General features: G+C 74.0%; 16 protein-coding genes. 5 read left to right on the plus strand and 11 right to left on the minus strand.

Translation table 11 applies throughout. The features are described 5' to 3' along the window. Window positions 1-16 precede the first annotated feature (16 nt). Window positions 17-346 carry an MmcQ/YjbR family DNA-binding protein gene (locus tag VGB14_09570; GenBank protein HEX9993161.1) on the plus strand — a complete coding sequence of 110 codons (330 nt, stop codon included), beginning with the start codon at window positions 17-19 and terminating at the stop codon, window positions 344-346. A gap of 4 nt (window positions 347-350) precedes the next feature. Here VGB14_09570 and VGB14_09575 read toward each other — a convergent pair whose 3' ends face one another. Continuing rightward, window positions 351-1,331 (minus strand): crosslink repair DNA glycosylase YcaQ family protein, encoded by a 981-nt coding sequence (locus tag VGB14_09575; GenBank protein HEX9993162.1) that lies wholly within the window; start codon window positions 1,329-1,331, stop codon window positions 351-353. A gap of 101 nt (window positions 1,332-1,432) precedes the next feature. Further along, window positions 1,433-2,290 (minus strand): phenylalanine 4-monooxygenase, encoded by an 858-nt coding sequence (locus tag VGB14_09580; GenBank protein ID HEX9993163.1) that lies wholly within the window; start codon window positions 2,288-2,290, stop codon window positions 1,433-1,435. A gap of 103 nt (window positions 2,291-2,393) precedes the next feature. On the opposite strand from VGB14_09580, the gene VGB14_09585 reads away from it, so the two are divergent. From VGB14_09585 to VGB14_09600, 4 genes are read left to right on the plus strand one after another with little or no spacing between them, the layout of a single operon-like run. Continuing rightward, window positions 2,394-2,876, plus strand: a complete 483-nt coding sequence (locus VGB14_09585; protein ID HEX9993164.1) for an Lrp/AsnC family transcriptional regulator — start codon at window positions 2,394-2,396, stop codon at window positions 2,874-2,876. Between the two features lie 53 nt (window positions 2,877-2,929). Further along, window positions 2,930-4,078: an extracellular solute-binding protein gene (locus tag VGB14_09590; protein ID HEX9993165.1), complete on the plus strand. Its 1,149-nt coding sequence runs from the start codon at window positions 2,930-2,932 to the stop codon at window positions 4,076-4,078. Between the two features lie 4 nt (window positions 4,079-4,082). Continuing rightward, window positions 4,083-5,813 (plus strand): iron ABC transporter permease, encoded by a 1,731-nt coding sequence (locus VGB14_09595; GenBank protein ID HEX9993166.1) that lies wholly within the window; start codon window positions 4,083-4,085, stop codon window positions 5,811-5,813. A 2-nt stretch (window positions 5,814-5,815) separates the two neighbouring features. After that, complete coding sequence (locus VGB14_09600) at window positions 5,816-6,958, plus strand: ABC transporter ATP-binding protein (GenBank protein HEX9993167.1); 1,143 nt, start codon at window positions 5,816-5,818, stop codon at window positions 6,956-6,958. 5 nt (window positions 6,959-6,963) lie between these two features. Here VGB14_09600 and VGB14_09605 read toward each other — a convergent pair whose 3' ends face one another. From VGB14_09605 to VGB14_09645, 9 genes are all read right to left on the minus strand, one after another. Further along, a complete protein-coding gene (locus VGB14_09605) occupies window positions 6,964-7,485 on the minus strand; it encodes a hypothetical protein (GenBank protein HEX9993168.1) in 522 nt (173 codons plus the stop codon). Next, window positions 7,482-8,078 carry a UbiX family flavin prenyltransferase gene (locus tag VGB14_09610; protein HEX9993169.1) on the minus strand — a complete coding sequence of 199 codons (597 nt, stop codon included), beginning with the start codon at window positions 8,076-8,078 and terminating at the stop codon, window positions 7,482-7,484. Before VGB14_09610 ends, VGB14_09605 begins: the two co-directional genes overlap by 4 nt. Then, window positions 8,060-9,544 (minus strand): UbiD family decarboxylase, encoded by a 1,485-nt coding sequence (locus VGB14_09615; protein HEX9993170.1) that lies wholly within the window; start codon window positions 9,542-9,544, stop codon window positions 8,060-8,062. Before VGB14_09615 ends, VGB14_09610 begins: the two co-directional genes overlap by 19 nt. After that, window positions 9,541-10,524, minus strand: a complete 984-nt coding sequence (locus tag VGB14_09620; GenBank protein HEX9993171.1) for a cupin domain-containing protein — start codon at window positions 10,522-10,524, stop codon at window positions 9,541-9,543. Before VGB14_09620 ends, VGB14_09615 begins: the two co-directional genes overlap by 4 nt. Then, on the minus strand, window positions 10,521-11,726 hold the full coding sequence (locus tag VGB14_09625) for an MFS transporter (GenBank protein ID HEX9993172.1): 1,206 nt from the start codon (window positions 11,724-11,726) through the stop codon (window positions 10,521-10,523). The genes VGB14_09620 and VGB14_09625 overlap by 4 nt, the downstream gene beginning before the upstream one ends. After that, a complete protein-coding gene (locus tag VGB14_09630) occupies window positions 11,726-13,183 on the minus strand; it encodes an ethanolamine ammonia-lyase reactivating factor EutA (GenBank protein HEX9993173.1) in 1,458 nt (485 codons plus the stop codon). Before VGB14_09630 ends, VGB14_09625 begins: the two co-directional genes overlap by 1 nt. 79 nt (window positions 13,184-13,262) lie before the next feature. Further along, window positions 13,263-14,348, minus strand: coding sequence for a cupin domain-containing protein (locus VGB14_09635; GenBank protein ID HEX9993174.1), 1,086 nt, complete (start codon window positions 14,346-14,348; stop codon window positions 13,263-13,265). Window positions 14,349-14,370: 22 nt separating this feature from the next. Next, a complete protein-coding gene (locus VGB14_09640) occupies window positions 14,371-15,486 on the minus strand; it encodes a hypothetical protein (protein ID HEX9993175.1) in 1,116 nt (371 codons plus the stop codon). Between the two features lie 3 nt (window positions 15,487-15,489). Further along, window positions 15,490-16,431, minus strand: a 942-nt coding sequence (locus VGB14_09645; GenBank protein ID HEX9993176.1) for an amidohydrolase family protein, incomplete at its 5' end; no start/stop codon positions are given.

The raw sequence follows: 16,431 nt of genomic DNA on the forward strand, positions 1-16,431 counted from the left end.
GGCGACCCTGGAGGACGTGCGCCGGGCCTGCCTGGCCCTCCCCGAGGCCGAGGAACGGGAGACCTGGGGCCACCCGACGTTCCGGGTGCGCGGGAAGATGTTCGCCGCCGCCGGCGGCGAGCCGGGGGAGGAGTCGGCCAGCTTCAAGGCCGACCCCGAGGAGCGGGCCGCCCTGCTGGCGGAGGGCGAGCCGTGGTTCGTGCCCGCCTACGTGGGCCGCTACGGCTGGCTCGGCGTCCGCCTCGTGGCCGACGTCGACCCCGACGAGCTGGCCGAGCTGCTCACCACCAGCTGGCGCCTGACCGCCCCGAAGCGCGTCGTCGCCCGCTTCGACGCCGCCGGCTGAGGCCTCAACCGGCCGTCTCCCGCACGTCGACCCGGCCGGGGAAGCCGAGGAAGGCGGCCGCCGCGTCGACGGCGGCGCGGGCGGCCGACGCCAGGGCCGGGCCGGGGCGGTCGAGCCAGGCGAGGTCGACGTCGAGGCGGCCCCTCCGCTCCCGGAGGCCCCAGGTGGCGGCGGCCAGGCCGTCGGCCAGGACCACGCCGAGCGCGTTGCCGTCCCGGTCGTACATCAGGGCCTGGGCGTCGGGGTCGACGAAGCGGCGGCGGCCGTCGCGGGGGTAGCCCATCGTCCAGCAGTCCCACTTGGGCAGGAGGTCGACGGTGGCCCGGCGGGGCCGGCGGAGGCGGTCGAAGGCGGGCAGGTCACCGGCCGGCAGGCGGAGGCCGTCGCCCACGTCCACGGTGTCGACCTCGGCGACGGCGGCCGCCGCCGCGTCGGCCGGCACCCCGGCCCACCACCGGAAGTCCTCGACCCTGGCCGGGCCGAAGGCGGCGAGGTAGCGCCCGGCCAGCCAGGCCAGCGCGGCGGCGGCCGGCCGGTCGGCGAAGGGCCGGCCCAGCCAGGCCTCGGTGGCGACGTGGCGGGCGGCGTTGGACCGCAGCCCGGCGGGGCGCACGGCCACCAGCTCGCCGGCGAAGGCCATCGTCTGGAGCAGGGGGGCGAGCGGCCGGTCGGTGCCGGCCGCGGCGGCCAGCTCGGCGGTGGTCCGCGGCTCGGTGGCGGCGGCCAGGACGGCGGCCCGCAGCCGGCGGTGCTCGTCGTCGCCGATGCCGGCGTCGCGAAGGCGCCAGGCGTGGGCCGCCGCCGGCCGGGCCGTCGCCGCCCGCACCAGGTCGGCGTCCTCGACGGCCACGAGGTACCCGCTCGTCCGCATGGCGCCGATCCGCACGGCGTGGCGCTCGTCCTCCAGCCGCTCGTAGGCGGCCGCGTCGAGGCGACGGACGCGGGCGAGGAGCGACAGCGGGCCGCTCGGCTGGGCGGCGTACACGCCGACGACGGCCCGCAGCGCGGCCAGTGGGTCGGCCGCCGGCCGGGCCAGCAGCTGCCGCCGCCGGCCCCACCACCGGCAGCGCTCGTCGAGGGACGGGCTCAGGCGGCCGGGACCTTCTCCATCCAGCGGTGGTAGGCGTCCTCGTCGTAGGTGCCGAAGAAGTCGGCCAGGGTGTCGAGCAGGTGGGCCGACGAGTCCGCCGCGTACAGGACGGGCTGGTACTTCGTGATGTCGTACTCGAGGGTGCCCATGGCCGGCACGTCGAGCGGGCGGATCTCGGCCTCGCGGAACACCTGGATCTCGCCGTAGGACGACAGGATCCCGGCGCCGTAGGCCTTCAGCTCGCCGTCCTCCCACACGACCCCGAACTCCAGGGTGAACCAGAACACCCGGCTGAAGAAGTCGAGGGACTCGGCGGTCTCGGCCCGCCGGGACGCCTGCCCGGCCAGCTGGTACACGTCCGCGAAGTCCCGGTTGGCCAGCATGTTGCCGTGCCCGACGATCTCGTGGATGACGTCCGGCTCCGGCGTGTACAGCGGCACCGACTCGTGGCGCAGGTACTGGGTCGACATGAACGTGCGGGCGGCCAGGCTGCCGTAGAACGTCCTCGTCGGCACGAGGCCGGGGACGGGGGCGATCCGGAAGTCGCTCGTCTCGAGCAGGCGCTCGGTGACCTCCGAGAGCTGGACGACCCGGTCCCGCGGGAGCCCCAGCCGCTCGACGCCGGTGAGGAAGTCCCTGGCGGCGTAGACCTCGTGGAGCTTGTCCAGCTCGGTCAGCACGGTCCGCCAGACGCCGTTCTCGACCTCGCTGTACGGCACGTCGGGGATGGCGCCGCCGGCCTCGTAGGAGCTCGAGATGGCGGCGATGGCGTCCCGCCTGGCCCGGTACGCGGGGTCCGAGAAGCCGGGGTGGTCCTCGGGGAGCTCGACCTTGGGCGCCGTCGTCGTCTGCATGCGCTACTCCCGGATCAGAGGGTCAGGCGGTGACCGAGCTTTCGGATCGAAGGAGATCGTGCGTCACCGGCTTCGCTTCGTCAAGTGTGGCACGATCGCGCCCGTGAGCGACAACGGGAGCCGCCGCCGGCCGCTCGACGACGTCGACCGCCGCCTGCTCGTCCTGCTCCGCCAGGACGCCCGCCAGACCAACGCCGCCCTGGCCCGGGAGGTCGGCATGACCCCGCCGGCCGTGGCCGACCGGCTCCGGCGCCTCGAGCGGGAGGGGGTGATCACCGGCTACCGGGTCGGCCTCGACGTCGAGGCCCTCGGCTACGGCTTCCCGGTGTTCCTCGCCGTCACCCTCGAGCACCACGGGATGGAGACGGTGAGGGCCTTCGTCGACGCCCTGGCCAAGCTGCCCGAGGTGGTCGAGATCCACCAGGTGACGGGCGGGCCCGACTTCTTCGTCAAGGTCGTGGCCAGGGACGTGGACGGCTACCGGGAGCTGCTCATGCGCCAGCTGGCCGAGGTGCCCGGCATCGACCGGGTCCACTCCCACATCATCCTCGACACGTTGAAGGACGACGAGCCCGACCCCGCCTAACGCTCGCTCTGTGGCATGCTGCCCACCGAGGGGAACTGCGGAAGGGGGTCCGCGTGCGCCGGTTCCGACGCTCGAGGAGGTTCCTGGCCCTCGCCGTCGCTCTAGCCCTGGTGGCGGCGGCGTGCGGCGGCGACGACGACGACGGCGGCACGGACGCCGCCGGCGGGGACGAGGCGGGCCAGGAGGCCCCGGCCACCCCGTCGGTGCAGGCCGTGTACGACGAGCTCGAGGGGCTGGAGGGCGAGGCCCGCACCCAGCGCCTGATCGAGCTGGCCGAGGCCGAGGACGCCGACCTCAGCTACTACACGTCGCTGAACGTCGACGAGTCGGCCCCGGTGATCGAGGCGTTCTCCGACGCCTACGACATCGACGTCGACCTCTACCGGGCGTCGTCGTCGACCGTCCTCCAGCGGGTGATCCAGGAGGCCGACGCCGGGTTCGCCGGCGCCGACGCCATCCTGCTCAACGGGCCGGAGATGGCCGCGCTCGACGACGAGGGCCTGCTCCAGCCGTTCGAGAGCCCGCTCACCGAGGACATCGTCCCCGAGGCGGTGTTCGAGACCTGGGCGGGCGTCTACCTCAACCTGTTCGTCGCCGCCTGGAACACCGACCGGGTGGACGAGGGCGCCGCCCCCACCAGCTGGGAGGACGTGCTCACCGGCTACGACGGGTCGCTCGCCATGGAGCTCGGCGACTTCGACTGGTTCGCCACCCTGGTCCAGGGCTACTTCATGGACCAGCAGGGGATGAGCGAGGAGGAGGCGGTCGACGTGTTCCGCCAGGCGGCGGACGGGGCGAGGATCGTCGACGGCCACACGCTGATGACCGAGCTGCTGGCGGCGGGGGAGTACGACGTCGCCGCCTCCGCCTACCACCACCGGGTGCAGCGGCTGGCCGGCGAGGGCGCGCCGATCACCTTCGAGCCGGCCGTGGAGCCGATCGTCATCCGGCCCAACGGCGTCGGCATCTACCGCGACACCGACGCGCCGGCGACCGCGCTGCTGTTCTGCGAGTTCATGATGAGCGACGCCCAGGAGCTGCTCGTCGAGTTCGAGCGGACCCCGGCGAACACCACCGTCCAGGAGGGCGGCATCCCCGAGGGCTACGAGCTGCTCTCGGCCGACGTCGACGAGCTCAACCAGCAGCGTGACAAGTGGGAGGAGCTCTACGCCGAGGTGGTGGCCGAGGGGGACGGCGGCTAGCCCGGTGGCGACGGTCGCGCTGGAGCCGGCGGCCGGCCGGGCCGGCGCCCGCACCCGCCTGCTGCGGGCCGTCCTCCGCCCGCAGACCGTCGTGCTGGGCGCGGTGGTGGCGGTGGTCGCCTACCTCGCGCTCGTCCCGCTCGGGTTCCTGCTCTGGAACACGTTCGTGGACGACGGCCGGCTGACCCTCGACGCCGTCACCGACGCCTACTCCCGGGCCGGGCTGCGCCCGATGGTGGTCAGCTCGCTGGTGTTCGCCGGCGGGTCGACCCTGCTCGCCGTCCCCCTCGGCACCGTCCTCGCCTACCTCGTCGTCCGCACCGACCTGCCGGGCAAGGGCCTGATGTTCGCGGCGTCGCTGGTGCCGCTCGTCATCCCCGGGATCCTCCACACGATCGCCTGGATCTTCCTGCTCAGCCCGAACATCGGCATCTACAACGACGCGCTCGCCGTCCTACCGGGGGCGCCCCGCTTCGACGTCTTCTCGATGGGCGGGATGATCCTCGTCGAGGGCGTCCACCTGTCGCCGCTGGTCTTCCTGCTGATGGTGGCCGCCTTCCGGTCGATGGACCCGGCGCTCGAGGAGTCGGCGGTGATGAGCGGCGCCCGGCTGCCGACGGTCGTGCGCCGCGTCACCCTCCCGCTCGTCCGCCCCGCGCTCTACGGCGCCGTGCTGATCATGGCGATCAGGGCGCTCGAGGCCTTCGAGGTGCCGGCCCTGCTCGGCATCCCCGGCGGCATCTGGGTGTTCACCTCCCAGATCTGGCGGTCGCTGCGGGGCTTCCCGCCCGACTACGCCTCGGCCGGCGCCTTCGCCGTCTCGCTCCTCGTCATCACCTCGGCCGGGGTGTTCGCCCACGGCCGGCTGTCCCGGCGGGGGCGGGCCTGGCAGACGGTGACCGGGCGGGGGTTCCGGCCCCGGCCCATCCCGCTCGGCCGGTGGCGGTGGCCGGCGTTCGGGCTGCTGACCGTGTGGTTCCTGCTCGTCGTCGCCGCGCCGGTGCTGGTCCTGCTGTACGTGTCGACCCAGCGGTACTACTCGTCGCCGTCGTGGTCGACGCTCGGCGACGCCAGCCTCGACAACTACCGCTACGTGTTCGACCACCCGCAGGCCATGCGGGCCCTGCGCAACTCGTTCCTGCTCGGCGTCGGCTCGGCCACCGGCGTCGTGTTCTTCACGGCGATGGCGGCGTGGCTCGTGGTCCGCACGAAGGCGCGGGGGCGGTGGGTCGTCGACAACCTGGCCACCCTGCCCCTCGTCGTGCCCGGCCTGGTGATGGGCGTCGCCCTGCTGTTCGTGTACCTGCGGTCGCCGGTGCCGGTGTTCGGCACGCTCTGGATCCTGTTCATCGCCTACTGCACCCGGTACCTGCCCTACGGGATGCGGTACTCGACCGGGTCGATGTACCAGGTGGCCGGCGAGCTCGAGGAGTCGGCCCAGGTGTGCGGGGCGACGTGGTGGCAGACGTTCCGGCGGATCGACCTGCCCCTCGTCATGCCCGGCCTCGTCGCCGGCTGGATCTACATCGTGCTCGTGTCCGTGCGGGAGCTGTCGAGCTCGATCCTGCTCTACTCGCCGGGCAACGAGGTGCTGTCGGTCCTCATCTGGGAGCAGTGGGAGAACGGCCAGTTCACCGAGCTGGCCGCCCTCGGCGTCGTGATGGTGGCCGGCCTGCTGGTGCTCGTCATGGTGGCGCGGCGGCTGGGCGCGTCCGTGGGGCTGCGGGAGGCGTGACGGTGCGAGCGGCGGGGGCGGCGGACGCGGCGGACGCGGCGGTCGTGGTGCGCGACCTGCGCAAGGCCTACGCCGGGCGGGGCCGGCCGGTGATGGCCGTCGACGGGGTGTCCTTCGAGGTCGAGCCCGGGTCGATGTTCACCCTGCTCGGGCCGTCGGGGTGCGGGAAGACGACGACCCTGCGGTGCGTGGCCGGGCTGGAGCGGCCCGACTCGGGGACGATCACGGTCGCCGGCCGGACCCTGTTCGACGGCGACCGGCGGGTCAACGTGCGGGCCGACGAGCGGGGGCTCGGGATGGTGTTCCAGTCCTACGCCATCTGGCCGCACATGGACGTGTTCGCCAACGTGGCCTTCCCGCTGCGGGTGGGGAAGCGGTCGGCCCGGGTCGGGCGGGCCGAGGTGCGGCGGCGGGTCGAGGAGGCGTTGGCCACCGTGCAGCTGTCCGACCTCGCCGGCCGGCCGGCGACCGACCTGTCGGGCGGCCAGCAGCAGCGGCTGGCGCTGGCCCGGGCGCTCGTGATGCGGCCGCCGGTGCTGCTGCTCGACGAGCCGCTGTCCAACCTGGACGCCAAGCTGCGGGAGGAGATGCGCTTCGAGCTGAAGAGCCTCCAGCGCCGCACCGGGATCACCGCCCTGTACGTCACCCACGACCAGGTCGAGGCCCTGGCCATGTCGAACCGGGTGGCCGTCGTGCGGGCGGGCAGGATCGAGCAGGTCGGCCGGCCGCGGGAGATCTACGAGCGCCCGGCGACCCGCTTCGTCGCCGGCTTCATCGGCACGGCCAACTTCCTCGACGGCACCGTGCGGGCCAGGGAGCCGGGGCAGGCCTACCTGGTGGCGACGGCGGCCGGCGAGCTGTACGTCGGCTCCGAGGCCGACCACGCCGTCGGCGCCACGGTGACGGTCGCCGTCCGGCCCGAGCGGGTGGCGCTGGAGAAGGGCCACACCCCGTCGCCCCGCCCCGGTTCGTGGAACGGCACGGTGACGGCCCGGGCCTTCCTCGGCGAGGCCGTCGACCACGTCGTCGACGTGTCCGGCGTCGACGTCAAGTGCCGCTGCAACCCGGCCGTCTCGATCCCCCCGGGCGAGCCCGTCACCCTGACGTTCGCCGAGAACGGCGCGTCACTGCTGCCGGCGCAGTAGCTCGGCTAGTCGCCGCCGAAGACGTCGACGAGGTGGAGCAGGTCCTCGCGGCCGATGCGGACGAACACCTCGCGGGCGGCTCGGAGATGGGCCTCCCGCTCCTCGGGGGTCGACGCGGCGCGGGAGCGGTCGAGGTGGGCCATGCCGGCCGCCGTGCCGGGGCGGAGGCGGGCGAGGAGCGCGGCGGTCTCGGCGGCGAACTGCGCCTCGGGGTCGTCGGCCTCGACCTCGTAGGTCATGGGGTGGACGACCACGCCGGGGAGGGCGTCGGTCTCCTCTCCCTCGATGGACAGCGCGTAGGCGCCGTCCAGGGCACGGGCCACCCGCAACGTCAGCTTGCGCACGGCGCCGTGCTCGACGAGGACCAGCAGGGCCGTGCCCCGCTCCGCGAGGTGCTGGCGCGTCCTCCTGCTCCTCGTCACCAGGCGGACCTCGGTCGCCTCGCGCTCGACCTCGCGGGGCGACAGCAGGCAGACGTGGGGCACGCCGTCCTCGCCCGACGTGAGCAGCAGGAGGACCTCGTTCACCCCGACCAGCGGCGGAACAGGTCGTGGGCGATGCCGAACTGGTCGAGGACCTTGCCGGCGGTGTGGCGGAGCAGGTCGTCGATCGTCTGCGGGCGGTGGTAGAAGGCCGGCACGGGCGGCAGGACGACGGCGCCGGCCAGGGTCGCCTGCTCCATGTTGCGCAGGTGCACGAGCGACAGCGGCGTCTCCCGCACGACCAGCACGAGCTTGCGCCGCTCCTTCAGGTGCACGTCGGCCGCCCTGGTCAGCAGGTTGTCGCCGATGCCGTGGGCCACCGAGGCCAGCGTGTGCATCGAGCACGGCATGACGACCATGCCGGCCGTGAGGAACGAGCCCGACGAGATCGGGGCGGCCAGGTCGGACGGGTCGTGGACCACGTCGGCCAGGGCCTCCACCGACGCCGGGTCGCCGTCCATCTCGTGGCGGATCGTCTGGCGGGCCCCGGCCGACAGCACCAGGTGGACCTCGACGGTGCCCAGCTCCTTCAGCGCCGTCAGCAGGGTGACGCCGAGCTGGGGGGCGCTCGACCCCGACATGCCGACGACCAGCCGGGGCCGGCCGCTCGGCGACCCGCCTAGAGGACCCACGACCACCGGTCCCTCGTCCGCTGCTTCTCGGCCGGCTCGGGGCCGATGGCCGGCGGGAACTGGTCCCGCCACTCCCACGGCCGGGTGGCGTCGATGATGACCCGGGAGTTCAACCCCTTGTGGTCCGGGTCGATGGCCGGGTCGAGCGGCCCGCTCCACGTCCGCCGCAGCACGTGGTAGTCCCGCTCCGGGTCGGCCCGCGTGCAGATGGCCCAGATGACCTCGTTCACGTCGGCCACGTCCACGTCGTCGTCGACCACGACCGTGATCCGGCCGAGGTAGGCGCCGGTGCGGCAGGACGTCGCCACCTGGCCGGCCTGGGTGGCGTGGCCCGGGTAGCGCTGGTGGACGGCGACCACGTTGAACAGCCGGCACCCGCCGACCCCGTGGCACCAGGCGGCCGTCACGTCGGGCACGCCGGCCAGGCGGATCTCCCGCAGCAGGTTGGCGCTGCGCAGGTACTGGCGGAAGCGGTGGGCCTCGTAGGGCGGCTTCTCGGGCGGCACGCCGAGGATGATCGGGTCGTCGCGGAAGTAGACGGCGGCCACCTCGAACACCGGCTCCTCGCGGCCGCCGGACGCGTAGTAGCCGGTCCACTCGCCGAAGGGGCCCTCGACGGCCATCCGGTCGGGCCGGAGGAACCCCTCGACCGCGATCTCGGCATGGGCCGGGATCGGCAGCCCGGTGTGGCGGCCCTCGACGCACGGGACGGCCCGGCCCCGCACGCCGCCGGCCCACTCCATCTCGGAGAGGCCGGGCGCCATCTCCAGGCACGACGTGAGGAACAGCAGCGGGTCCTCGCCGCAGAGCACGACGGCCGGCATGGGCTCGCCCCGCTCGAACCAGGCGTCCCGGTGCAGGCGGCCGTGCTTGCCGGGGGAGATGTAGAGCCCGGTCGTGCGCCGGTCGTGGACCTGCACCCGGTAGGTGCCCATGTTCACCCAGTCGCCCTCGGGCCCCTTGGTGATCACGCAGTCGCCGGTGCCGAGGTAGCGGCCCCCGTCCTCGGGGTGCCACAGCGGGGTCGGGAAGGCGAGCAGGTCGACGTCGTCGCCCTCCATGACGTTCTCGGTGACCGGCCCGGACGGCACCATCTCGGGCGCCACCGGCTCCGTGCCGTCCATCAGCCGCTGCCACCGGTCGATCAGCTCCCACGGCCCGATGGTGGTCGGCAGCCCCAACGTGACCGCCAGGCGGCTGCGCTCGCCCTGGGCGTTGACCAGCACCCGGAACCCGTCGGGGTAGCCGGGGATGCGGTCGAACAGCACGGCCGGGGCGCCGTCGGTGTGGTGCAGCATCTCGGTGACCCGGCCGATGTCCTCCTCCCAGCCGACTCCCTCCAGCACCCGCAGCTCGCCGAGGGCGTCGACCATGCGGAGCCAGTCCCGCAGGTCCTCGTGGCCCCGGCCGGCCCGCACCTCGTCGGCGTCGACCGCCGGCCCGTCCAGCTTCCCCAGCCTGGCCTCGCTCACGAGGCGTCCTCCAGGTAGACGACCCGGTCGTAGCCGAGCAGCTTGAACAGCCGGTTCTGGCCGGAAACGAGGCGCAGCGGCTCGTCGCCGTCGGCGACGTGCTGGGCGACCGTGTTGGTGGGCACGTAGAGCGTGTCGCCGGGCCGGAGGTCGTGGCGCGTGGGCTCCTCGGCGATGCGGGCGTGGTAGCGGTCGTCGAGCTCGGCGGCCACCTCCCAGTGCAGGCTGTGCCCGGTCCCGGACAGCACGTAGAGGACCTCGTCGGCCATGTGCCAGCGCCGGGCCGTGCGCCCGCCGGCCGGCACCTCCATCTCGAACACGTCGACGCTGAACGTGCGCACGTCGGTCCGCTCGGGCGACGACAGCACCCGCACCCGGCCGAGCGGCGTGTCCGTCCACTCGGTGTCGGCCGCCGTCACCACCTTCCTCCGCTGCCCGACCCCCTCGGTCCACAGCTGCGACCAGTCGACCCTCGGGCCGAAGCCGGGCCGCTCGAAGGGCGCCGACCGGCCCTGCTGCACGAGGCCGAGGTACATCCACGCGCACTTCGCCTTCATGACGAGGCACGTCGCCGGCTCGTCGTAGGGGTTGAAGTGGCGGTGCACCGAGTCCGTGTGGACGAGGACGAGGTCGCCCTGCGACCAGTCGTGGCGCTCGCCGTCGTGGACCTCGTAGCCCCGCCCCTCCAGGATGTAGAAGGCGGCCTCGTTCTGGTGCCCGTGCCCGTGGTTCGAGGACCGGGGCGGGAGGTGCACGAAATGGACCTGGAGGGACTGGGTGAGGAACGGCTCGTCGCCCGGCCCGATCCGCCACCACGTCCTCGACCGGGCCGAGTCGCCCGAGTGGGCGACCCTGCCGTCGTCGACCACCACCGAGTCGTCCCGCACCCTCGGCGCGGCGAGCTGGCGGCGGCGGTGCTCGTCGAGGCCGTACGCCTCGGAGGTGATGCCCCGCAGGAACACCCGTCCCGACCCGCTCACGCTGCTGCCCTCCTCGTGCTGGTGAACGCCATCGCCCCGAGCACGGCGACGTACGCGGCGGCCAGCCCGCCGATCAGCGGGCGCACGCCCACCTCGGCCTCGAGCAGCAGGCCGCCGACGACGAGGATGGCCGTGTTCCAGGCGCCGTACAGCCGCTCCTGGCCCGACAGCAGCGCGGTGCGCTGGGCGCCCGTCCACCCGCCGATGGCCCGGTCCAGGTTGGTCATCGTGACCGGGCGGACGACGCCGCCGCCGAGCCCGAGGCCGAACACGCCGAGCAGCGCGCCCCACAGCGTCGGCACCGCGCCGATCACGGCGAGGGCGGTGGCGCACATCGCCATCGACAGCCAGCCGAGGCGCCGGGGCCCGAAGCGGTCGGCCAGGCGGCCGCTGTTGCGGGCGACGACCATGGACGTCAGCCCGTAGATGCCGAGGATCACGCCGAACCAGCCGACCTCGACCTCCAGCACCACGAAGAACAGGTAGGGCAGGAAGCCGACGTAGGGGGCCAGCGCGAAGGCCCGGGTGACGGCGTAGTAGTGGAGCCAGAAGCGGTCGGCGCCGGGCAGGGCCGGTGGCGGGCCGGCCGGGCCCCGACCGCCGGCCGGGGCGGCCGCCTCGACCTCCCGCATGCGCAGCACGGCGGCGAAGGCGGCGGCCGACACGACCACCGACGCGACGAACGGCAGGTGCTCGTCGACCGTGAACAGCAGGGCGCCGATCACGCCGCCGATCAGCGCGCCGACGAAGATGCCGGTCGCGCTGGTCCGCTCGTAGCGGCCGTAGAGGTCGCGGTCGCCGCCGGCCAGCGCGCCGAGGAGGGCCGAGTCGGTGCCGGCGGCCAGGCTGTAGCCGAGCGCGCCGATCAGCTGGCCGGGGAGCGCCGTCCCGAGGTCGGGGCTGATCGCCAGCAGGCCGACGCCCACGACCTTCAGGGCCTCGCCGGCGCCGACGACGGTCCGCAGCGACCACCGCTCGACCAGCCGGCGGCTCCACGGCGAGGCCACCACGATCACCAGCCCGTAGGCGGCCAGCAGCAGCTCGACGGCGAGGATCGAGAGGCCGCCGGTCAGCAGGTAGACGAGCAGGACGGGCAGGTGGAAGTAGAACCGGGACAGGAAGCGGTAGGCGACGAACAGCCGCAGGTCGCGCTCGTCGGCCCCGGCCCGCCGGTCGCGATGGTCCTGCTGGTCCCTCGCCATCACCGGGCTCCGGCGAAGAGGAGGGACTTGACGACGACGGGCACGACCCCGGCCGGGCGGAGCACCTCGCCGACGTCGACGTAGTCGAGGTCGCCGAGGGCCAGCCCGTCGAGGCACACGACCGGGCGGGGGCAGCCCAGCTCCGTCCGGAGGATGCGGCCGACGGCCATGCCGACGTCGCCGTCGAGGAGGATGACGAGGGGCGAGCCGCCGGGGAGGGCGGCCGTCCCGTCGAGCACGGCCCGCGCCAGCGCCAGCAGCCGACGGTGGCTGGGCGGGCCGGTGAAGGGGACGGCGACGGCCACGACGGGCGGAAGCCGGTCCTCCACGGCGAGGCGGTCGACGGCCCGGCGGACGGCACCGGCGTCGACGACCTCCCCGTCGGCCACCGCCGGGCGCACGACCGGGACGTTGCGGAGGGGCAGCACCGCCTCGCCGCCGAGCTCGATGGTCGACCCGCTCACCTGCGCGGTGAACTGGGACGCGCCCACCACCGTCGCCCTGATCCCCTCGCCGGCGTCCTCCACCGGCAGGCCGGCCAGGCCGGCGTCGACGGCCCGGCGCAGGTGGGCGGCGAGGCGGGGGGCGAGGTCGCCGAAGTGGCGCCGCTCCCGGCCGAACAGGTACTCGGCCACGCCGCCGGACACGGTCACCACCTCGGGGCGGGGCGACGTGGGCAGGGGCTCGGTGAGGGCGACGGCCGGCCCCGGCGCCGGCAGCGGGCGGCCCTGGACGGCGGCCACGAGCACGGTGGCCATGGTCGCGGCGATGGCGTCCTCCTCGCCCTCCCCGAGCCGGTCGCCGACCTCGACGGCCACCCCGGTGGCCGCGGCGGCCGCCCGCCCGGCGTCCTCCAGCCGCACGACCCGGCGGTCGCCGTCCAGGGCGATCAGCCGGCCGCCCACGGCGACGGCCGCGGTCGCCAGCACGGCCCCGTCCCGGACGAGCGCCAGCTTGGTGGTGCCCCCGCCGACGTCGACGTGGAGGTGGGTGCGGCGGTCGCGGCGGGACCGGGCCACGGCGCCCGACCCGTGGGCGGCGAGGATCGCCTCCAGGTGGTGGCCGGCGGTGGCGCACACGAACCGGCCCGACTCGGCGGCGAACCGGCGGGCCAGCGCCTCGGCGTTCGCCCGCCGCAGCGCCTCGCCGGTGAGGATCACGGCGCCGGTGTCCACGTCGGCCGGCCCGATCCCGGCGTCCGCGTACGCCTTGCCGACGAGCGCCTCGATGCCGTCGACGTCGATCAGCCCGTCGTCCCGGTACGGGGTGAGCACCACGTCGGAGCGGTGGAGCACGGCCCGGTCGACGACCACGAACCGGCTCGACAGCGCCGTCCCCGCCCGCTGGAGCACGACCCGGGAGACCATCAGGTGCGACGTGGACGAGCCGACGTCGAGCCCGACGGTGGTGAGCTCGAGGGTGTCGGCCCGCCACAGCGGGTCGCCCCGCTCGGTCACCTCCGGGCCGTGGTGATGGTCGTGATCGTGATGGTCGTGATGGTGATGGTGGTGGTGCCCGTCCCCGCCGGCCATGGCGTCAGCCGGTGCGGGCCGGCATCCGGCACTCCACGCCGTTCTTCGCCAGCTCGGCCTCGAACGTCGCCCGGATGGACGGGTCCTCGTCCTCGTACTCGATCTGGTCGCCGCCCTCCTTCACGTCCTTGGTGATCCCGAGGTAGTTGAACATGTGGTACTTCGAGCTGCCCCAGCGGATCGGCATGTACCGGGCCGGCTCGGCGCCGACGTTGAAGTGCTGGTGGAACCACATGTCCGGGGGCACGAACACCGAGCCCTCCTTCCAGTCCACCCGCTCGAGGGGCCGGCCCTCCCGCCACATCAGGGTGTAGCCCTTGCCCGACAGCACCACGATGTGGGCGCCCGGCCCGTGGCGGTGGGCCTTCTTGTAGGTGCCGACCGGGAACTCCGAGACGCTCGCGCACATGGTCGAGTCGGCCAGCTCGAAGAAGGCGTTGCGGCCGCCGGCGCCCCGCTCGCTCCAGTCCTGGAGGGCGAAGCCGCCGACGTCGGGGACGAAGTTCGTCTCCCAGATCCGGCCTGGGTGCTGGCGCCCCTCGCCGGAGAAGTAGGCCTCGTCGTCGGGCCGGAACCGGTCGGTGAACCGGAACGGGTTGTCGAAGAGGAACTCCCGGTTGTGGAACAGGTCGAGCATCAGCGGCGCCGTCGTCACCGCGTAGAAGCGGGCGGGCACGTCGCCCGACGTGTTGAAGTGCTGGTACCAGGCGTTGAGCGGGACGGCGAACAGGCTGCCGGCCTTCCACTCGAACTGGTGGCGGGGGCCGTCGTCGAGCCAGACGGCCGTTGCCCCCTGCCCGCTCAGCACGAACACGAACAGCTCGAACAGGTGGCGCCTCGCGTTGAGCTCGCCGCCCGGGGGGATCTCGGCCACGTAGGCGTCGTTGGTGCGGCCCGACCCGTAGAGGTCGACGAAGGACGCCGGCCCGCCGAGCCAGTCCCAGTGGGCCAGCTCGACGGTGCGGAGGTCGGGCACCGAGAACCCGCGCACCACGGGGATGCCCTGCTCGGCGACCCACTGCTCGTACGGGCTCGTCTCGTAGCCGGCGAGCATGAAGCTGCGCCGGAGGTCGTCCTCGAAGCTGCTCATCGATCTCCCTCGTGCGTCGCGGTCAGTTCTTCACGTCCTGGAGGAACCACTCGGTCGGCAGCTCCCGCCCGAGCCCGGCCTCCCTGGCCCGCCGGTACGCCACCGCGCCGACGGCCGCGAACTGGAGGCCGTGGTTCCCGATGTTGTGCCAGAACGTCACCTGCTCGTCGCTCGTGCGCCCCGAGACCTCGCCCCGCAGGTGGTCGGCGAAGGTCGGGAGGCGCATGTCGTAGCCCATCTCGTGCTCCTTGCCCGACGGCAGCCGGGCCAGCTCCTCGTCCGAGCCGGCGGCGATGGCGACCGGGCTGTGGCCCCGGCCGAGCACGACCCGGTCGAGGTCGGCGATGCCCTTCGGCCAGCCGGACACGCCCTGCTTGATGCGGACCTCGCAGCGCTCGAACACCTCGCGGGAGATCTCCGCCGGGCCCACGTTGGTGAGGTGCTGGCCCGGCTCCAGCCACTCGGCCCGCAGGGTGGGCGCCATGGACGACGTGCACGTGGCGACGATGTCCACCCCGGCGACGGCCTCCTCGGGCGAGTCGACCGGTCGCACCTCGAAGCCGAGCCGGTCCTCCATCTCCTTGGCGAAGGCCTCCTTGTGCCCCGGCGTCGGGCTCCACACCTTGGCCAGGGTGACCGGCCGCACGGCCCGGAAGGCGTCGAGGTAGACGCGGGCCATCCCGCCGCTGCCGAGCATGCCGACCGTCGACGACCCCTCCCGGGACAGCAGCCGGGCGCCGATGCCGGCCCCGCCGCCCACCCGCAGGTGCTGGATCACGCCGTCGTTGAGGATGGCCAGCGGCTCGCCGTCCTTCGTGCTGAACAGCAGCACGAGGCCGCAGTAGAGGCCGGGGCGGACGCAGTACTTCGTCTCGTACCACCGGCCGTGCTCGTCGCGCGGCCACGAGATGACGTCGGACTTCAGGCGGATGGCGTACACGCCCTCGGACGCGATCGCGCCCTCCATGTTCCCCGGGCGGTAGTACTCGCCCGGGTCGTCGTTCGGCACGTACAGGTCGAAGCGCGGGCGGTTGATCGCGTCGCCGGTGAGCAGGCCCCTGAAGGCCTTCTCCTGGCTCTCGATGCAGTCCTCGATCGAGAGGACCCGCTCGACGACCTCGTTGTCGATCAGCAGCATCGGTCAGGCTCCGTAGAGGCGCTCGGCGTTGGCGGACAGGACGAGGTGGCGCTCGTCGGCGGGCAGCGGGGCGAGGGCGGCGGCCACCGCCTCGCCGCTCGCCGGCCACGTCGACGTGCCCAGGGGGAAGTTGGTGGCCCACAGCACCCGCTCGGGCCGCACCTTGCCGTCGCGGTCGGGCCGCACCGGCTCGTACGAGCCGACGAGGTGGCACTGGCGGGCGAACACCTCGGACGGCAGCAGCGGGTAGGTGTCGACGTTCAGCCGGTCGACCTGGACGAGGTAGTCCATGGTCTCGAGGGTGAACGCCCCCCACCCGACGGAGTCCTCGGCGAACACGACCATCAGGTCGGGGTGGGGCACGAGGAGCTGGGACAGCAGGTAGTTGGCCATCACGAGGGCGGAGCTGAACGGCCGGGTGACCGACTCGAAGGCGTCGGCCACCTCGGGCGGGAAGCCGGCCCACGGCGGGGCCTGGAGCTGGGGGGCGCCGCCGGCGTGGAAGGCGACCGGCACGCCGGCGGCGGCGACGGCGTCCCAGAGGCGGCCGTAGCCGGGGTCGCCCACGTCGGGCACGTCGCGGAGCGACGACGGCAGCGCGGGGTAGACGACCCCCCGGTGGCCGAGGCCCACGGCCCGCTCCAGCTCGGCCACGGCCGCCTCGGGCGGCCACAGCGGGAGCAGGCACTGGGGGACGAAGCGGTCGCTGGCCGCCGCCCACTCCTCGACCAGCCAGTCGTTCCAGGCCCGCACGCACGCCTGCTCCAGCTCGGGGTCGGCGAGGCGGCCGAGCGCCTCGCCGGCCAGCCCGGCGACCGTCGGGTACAGCACCGAGGCGTCGACCCCGTCGTCGTCCATGGCCGCCAGGCGGGCGGCCGGGTCCCACGCCGCCCGCGGCACGTCGGGCCACCGGTGGGGCTCGGGGTCGTCGTCGGCCAGCAGGGC

Source organism: Acidimicrobiales bacterium, from assembly GCA_036399815.1.
Taxonomy (GTDB): domain Bacteria; phylum Actinomycetota; class Acidimicrobiia; order Acidimicrobiales; family DASWMK01; genus DASWMK01.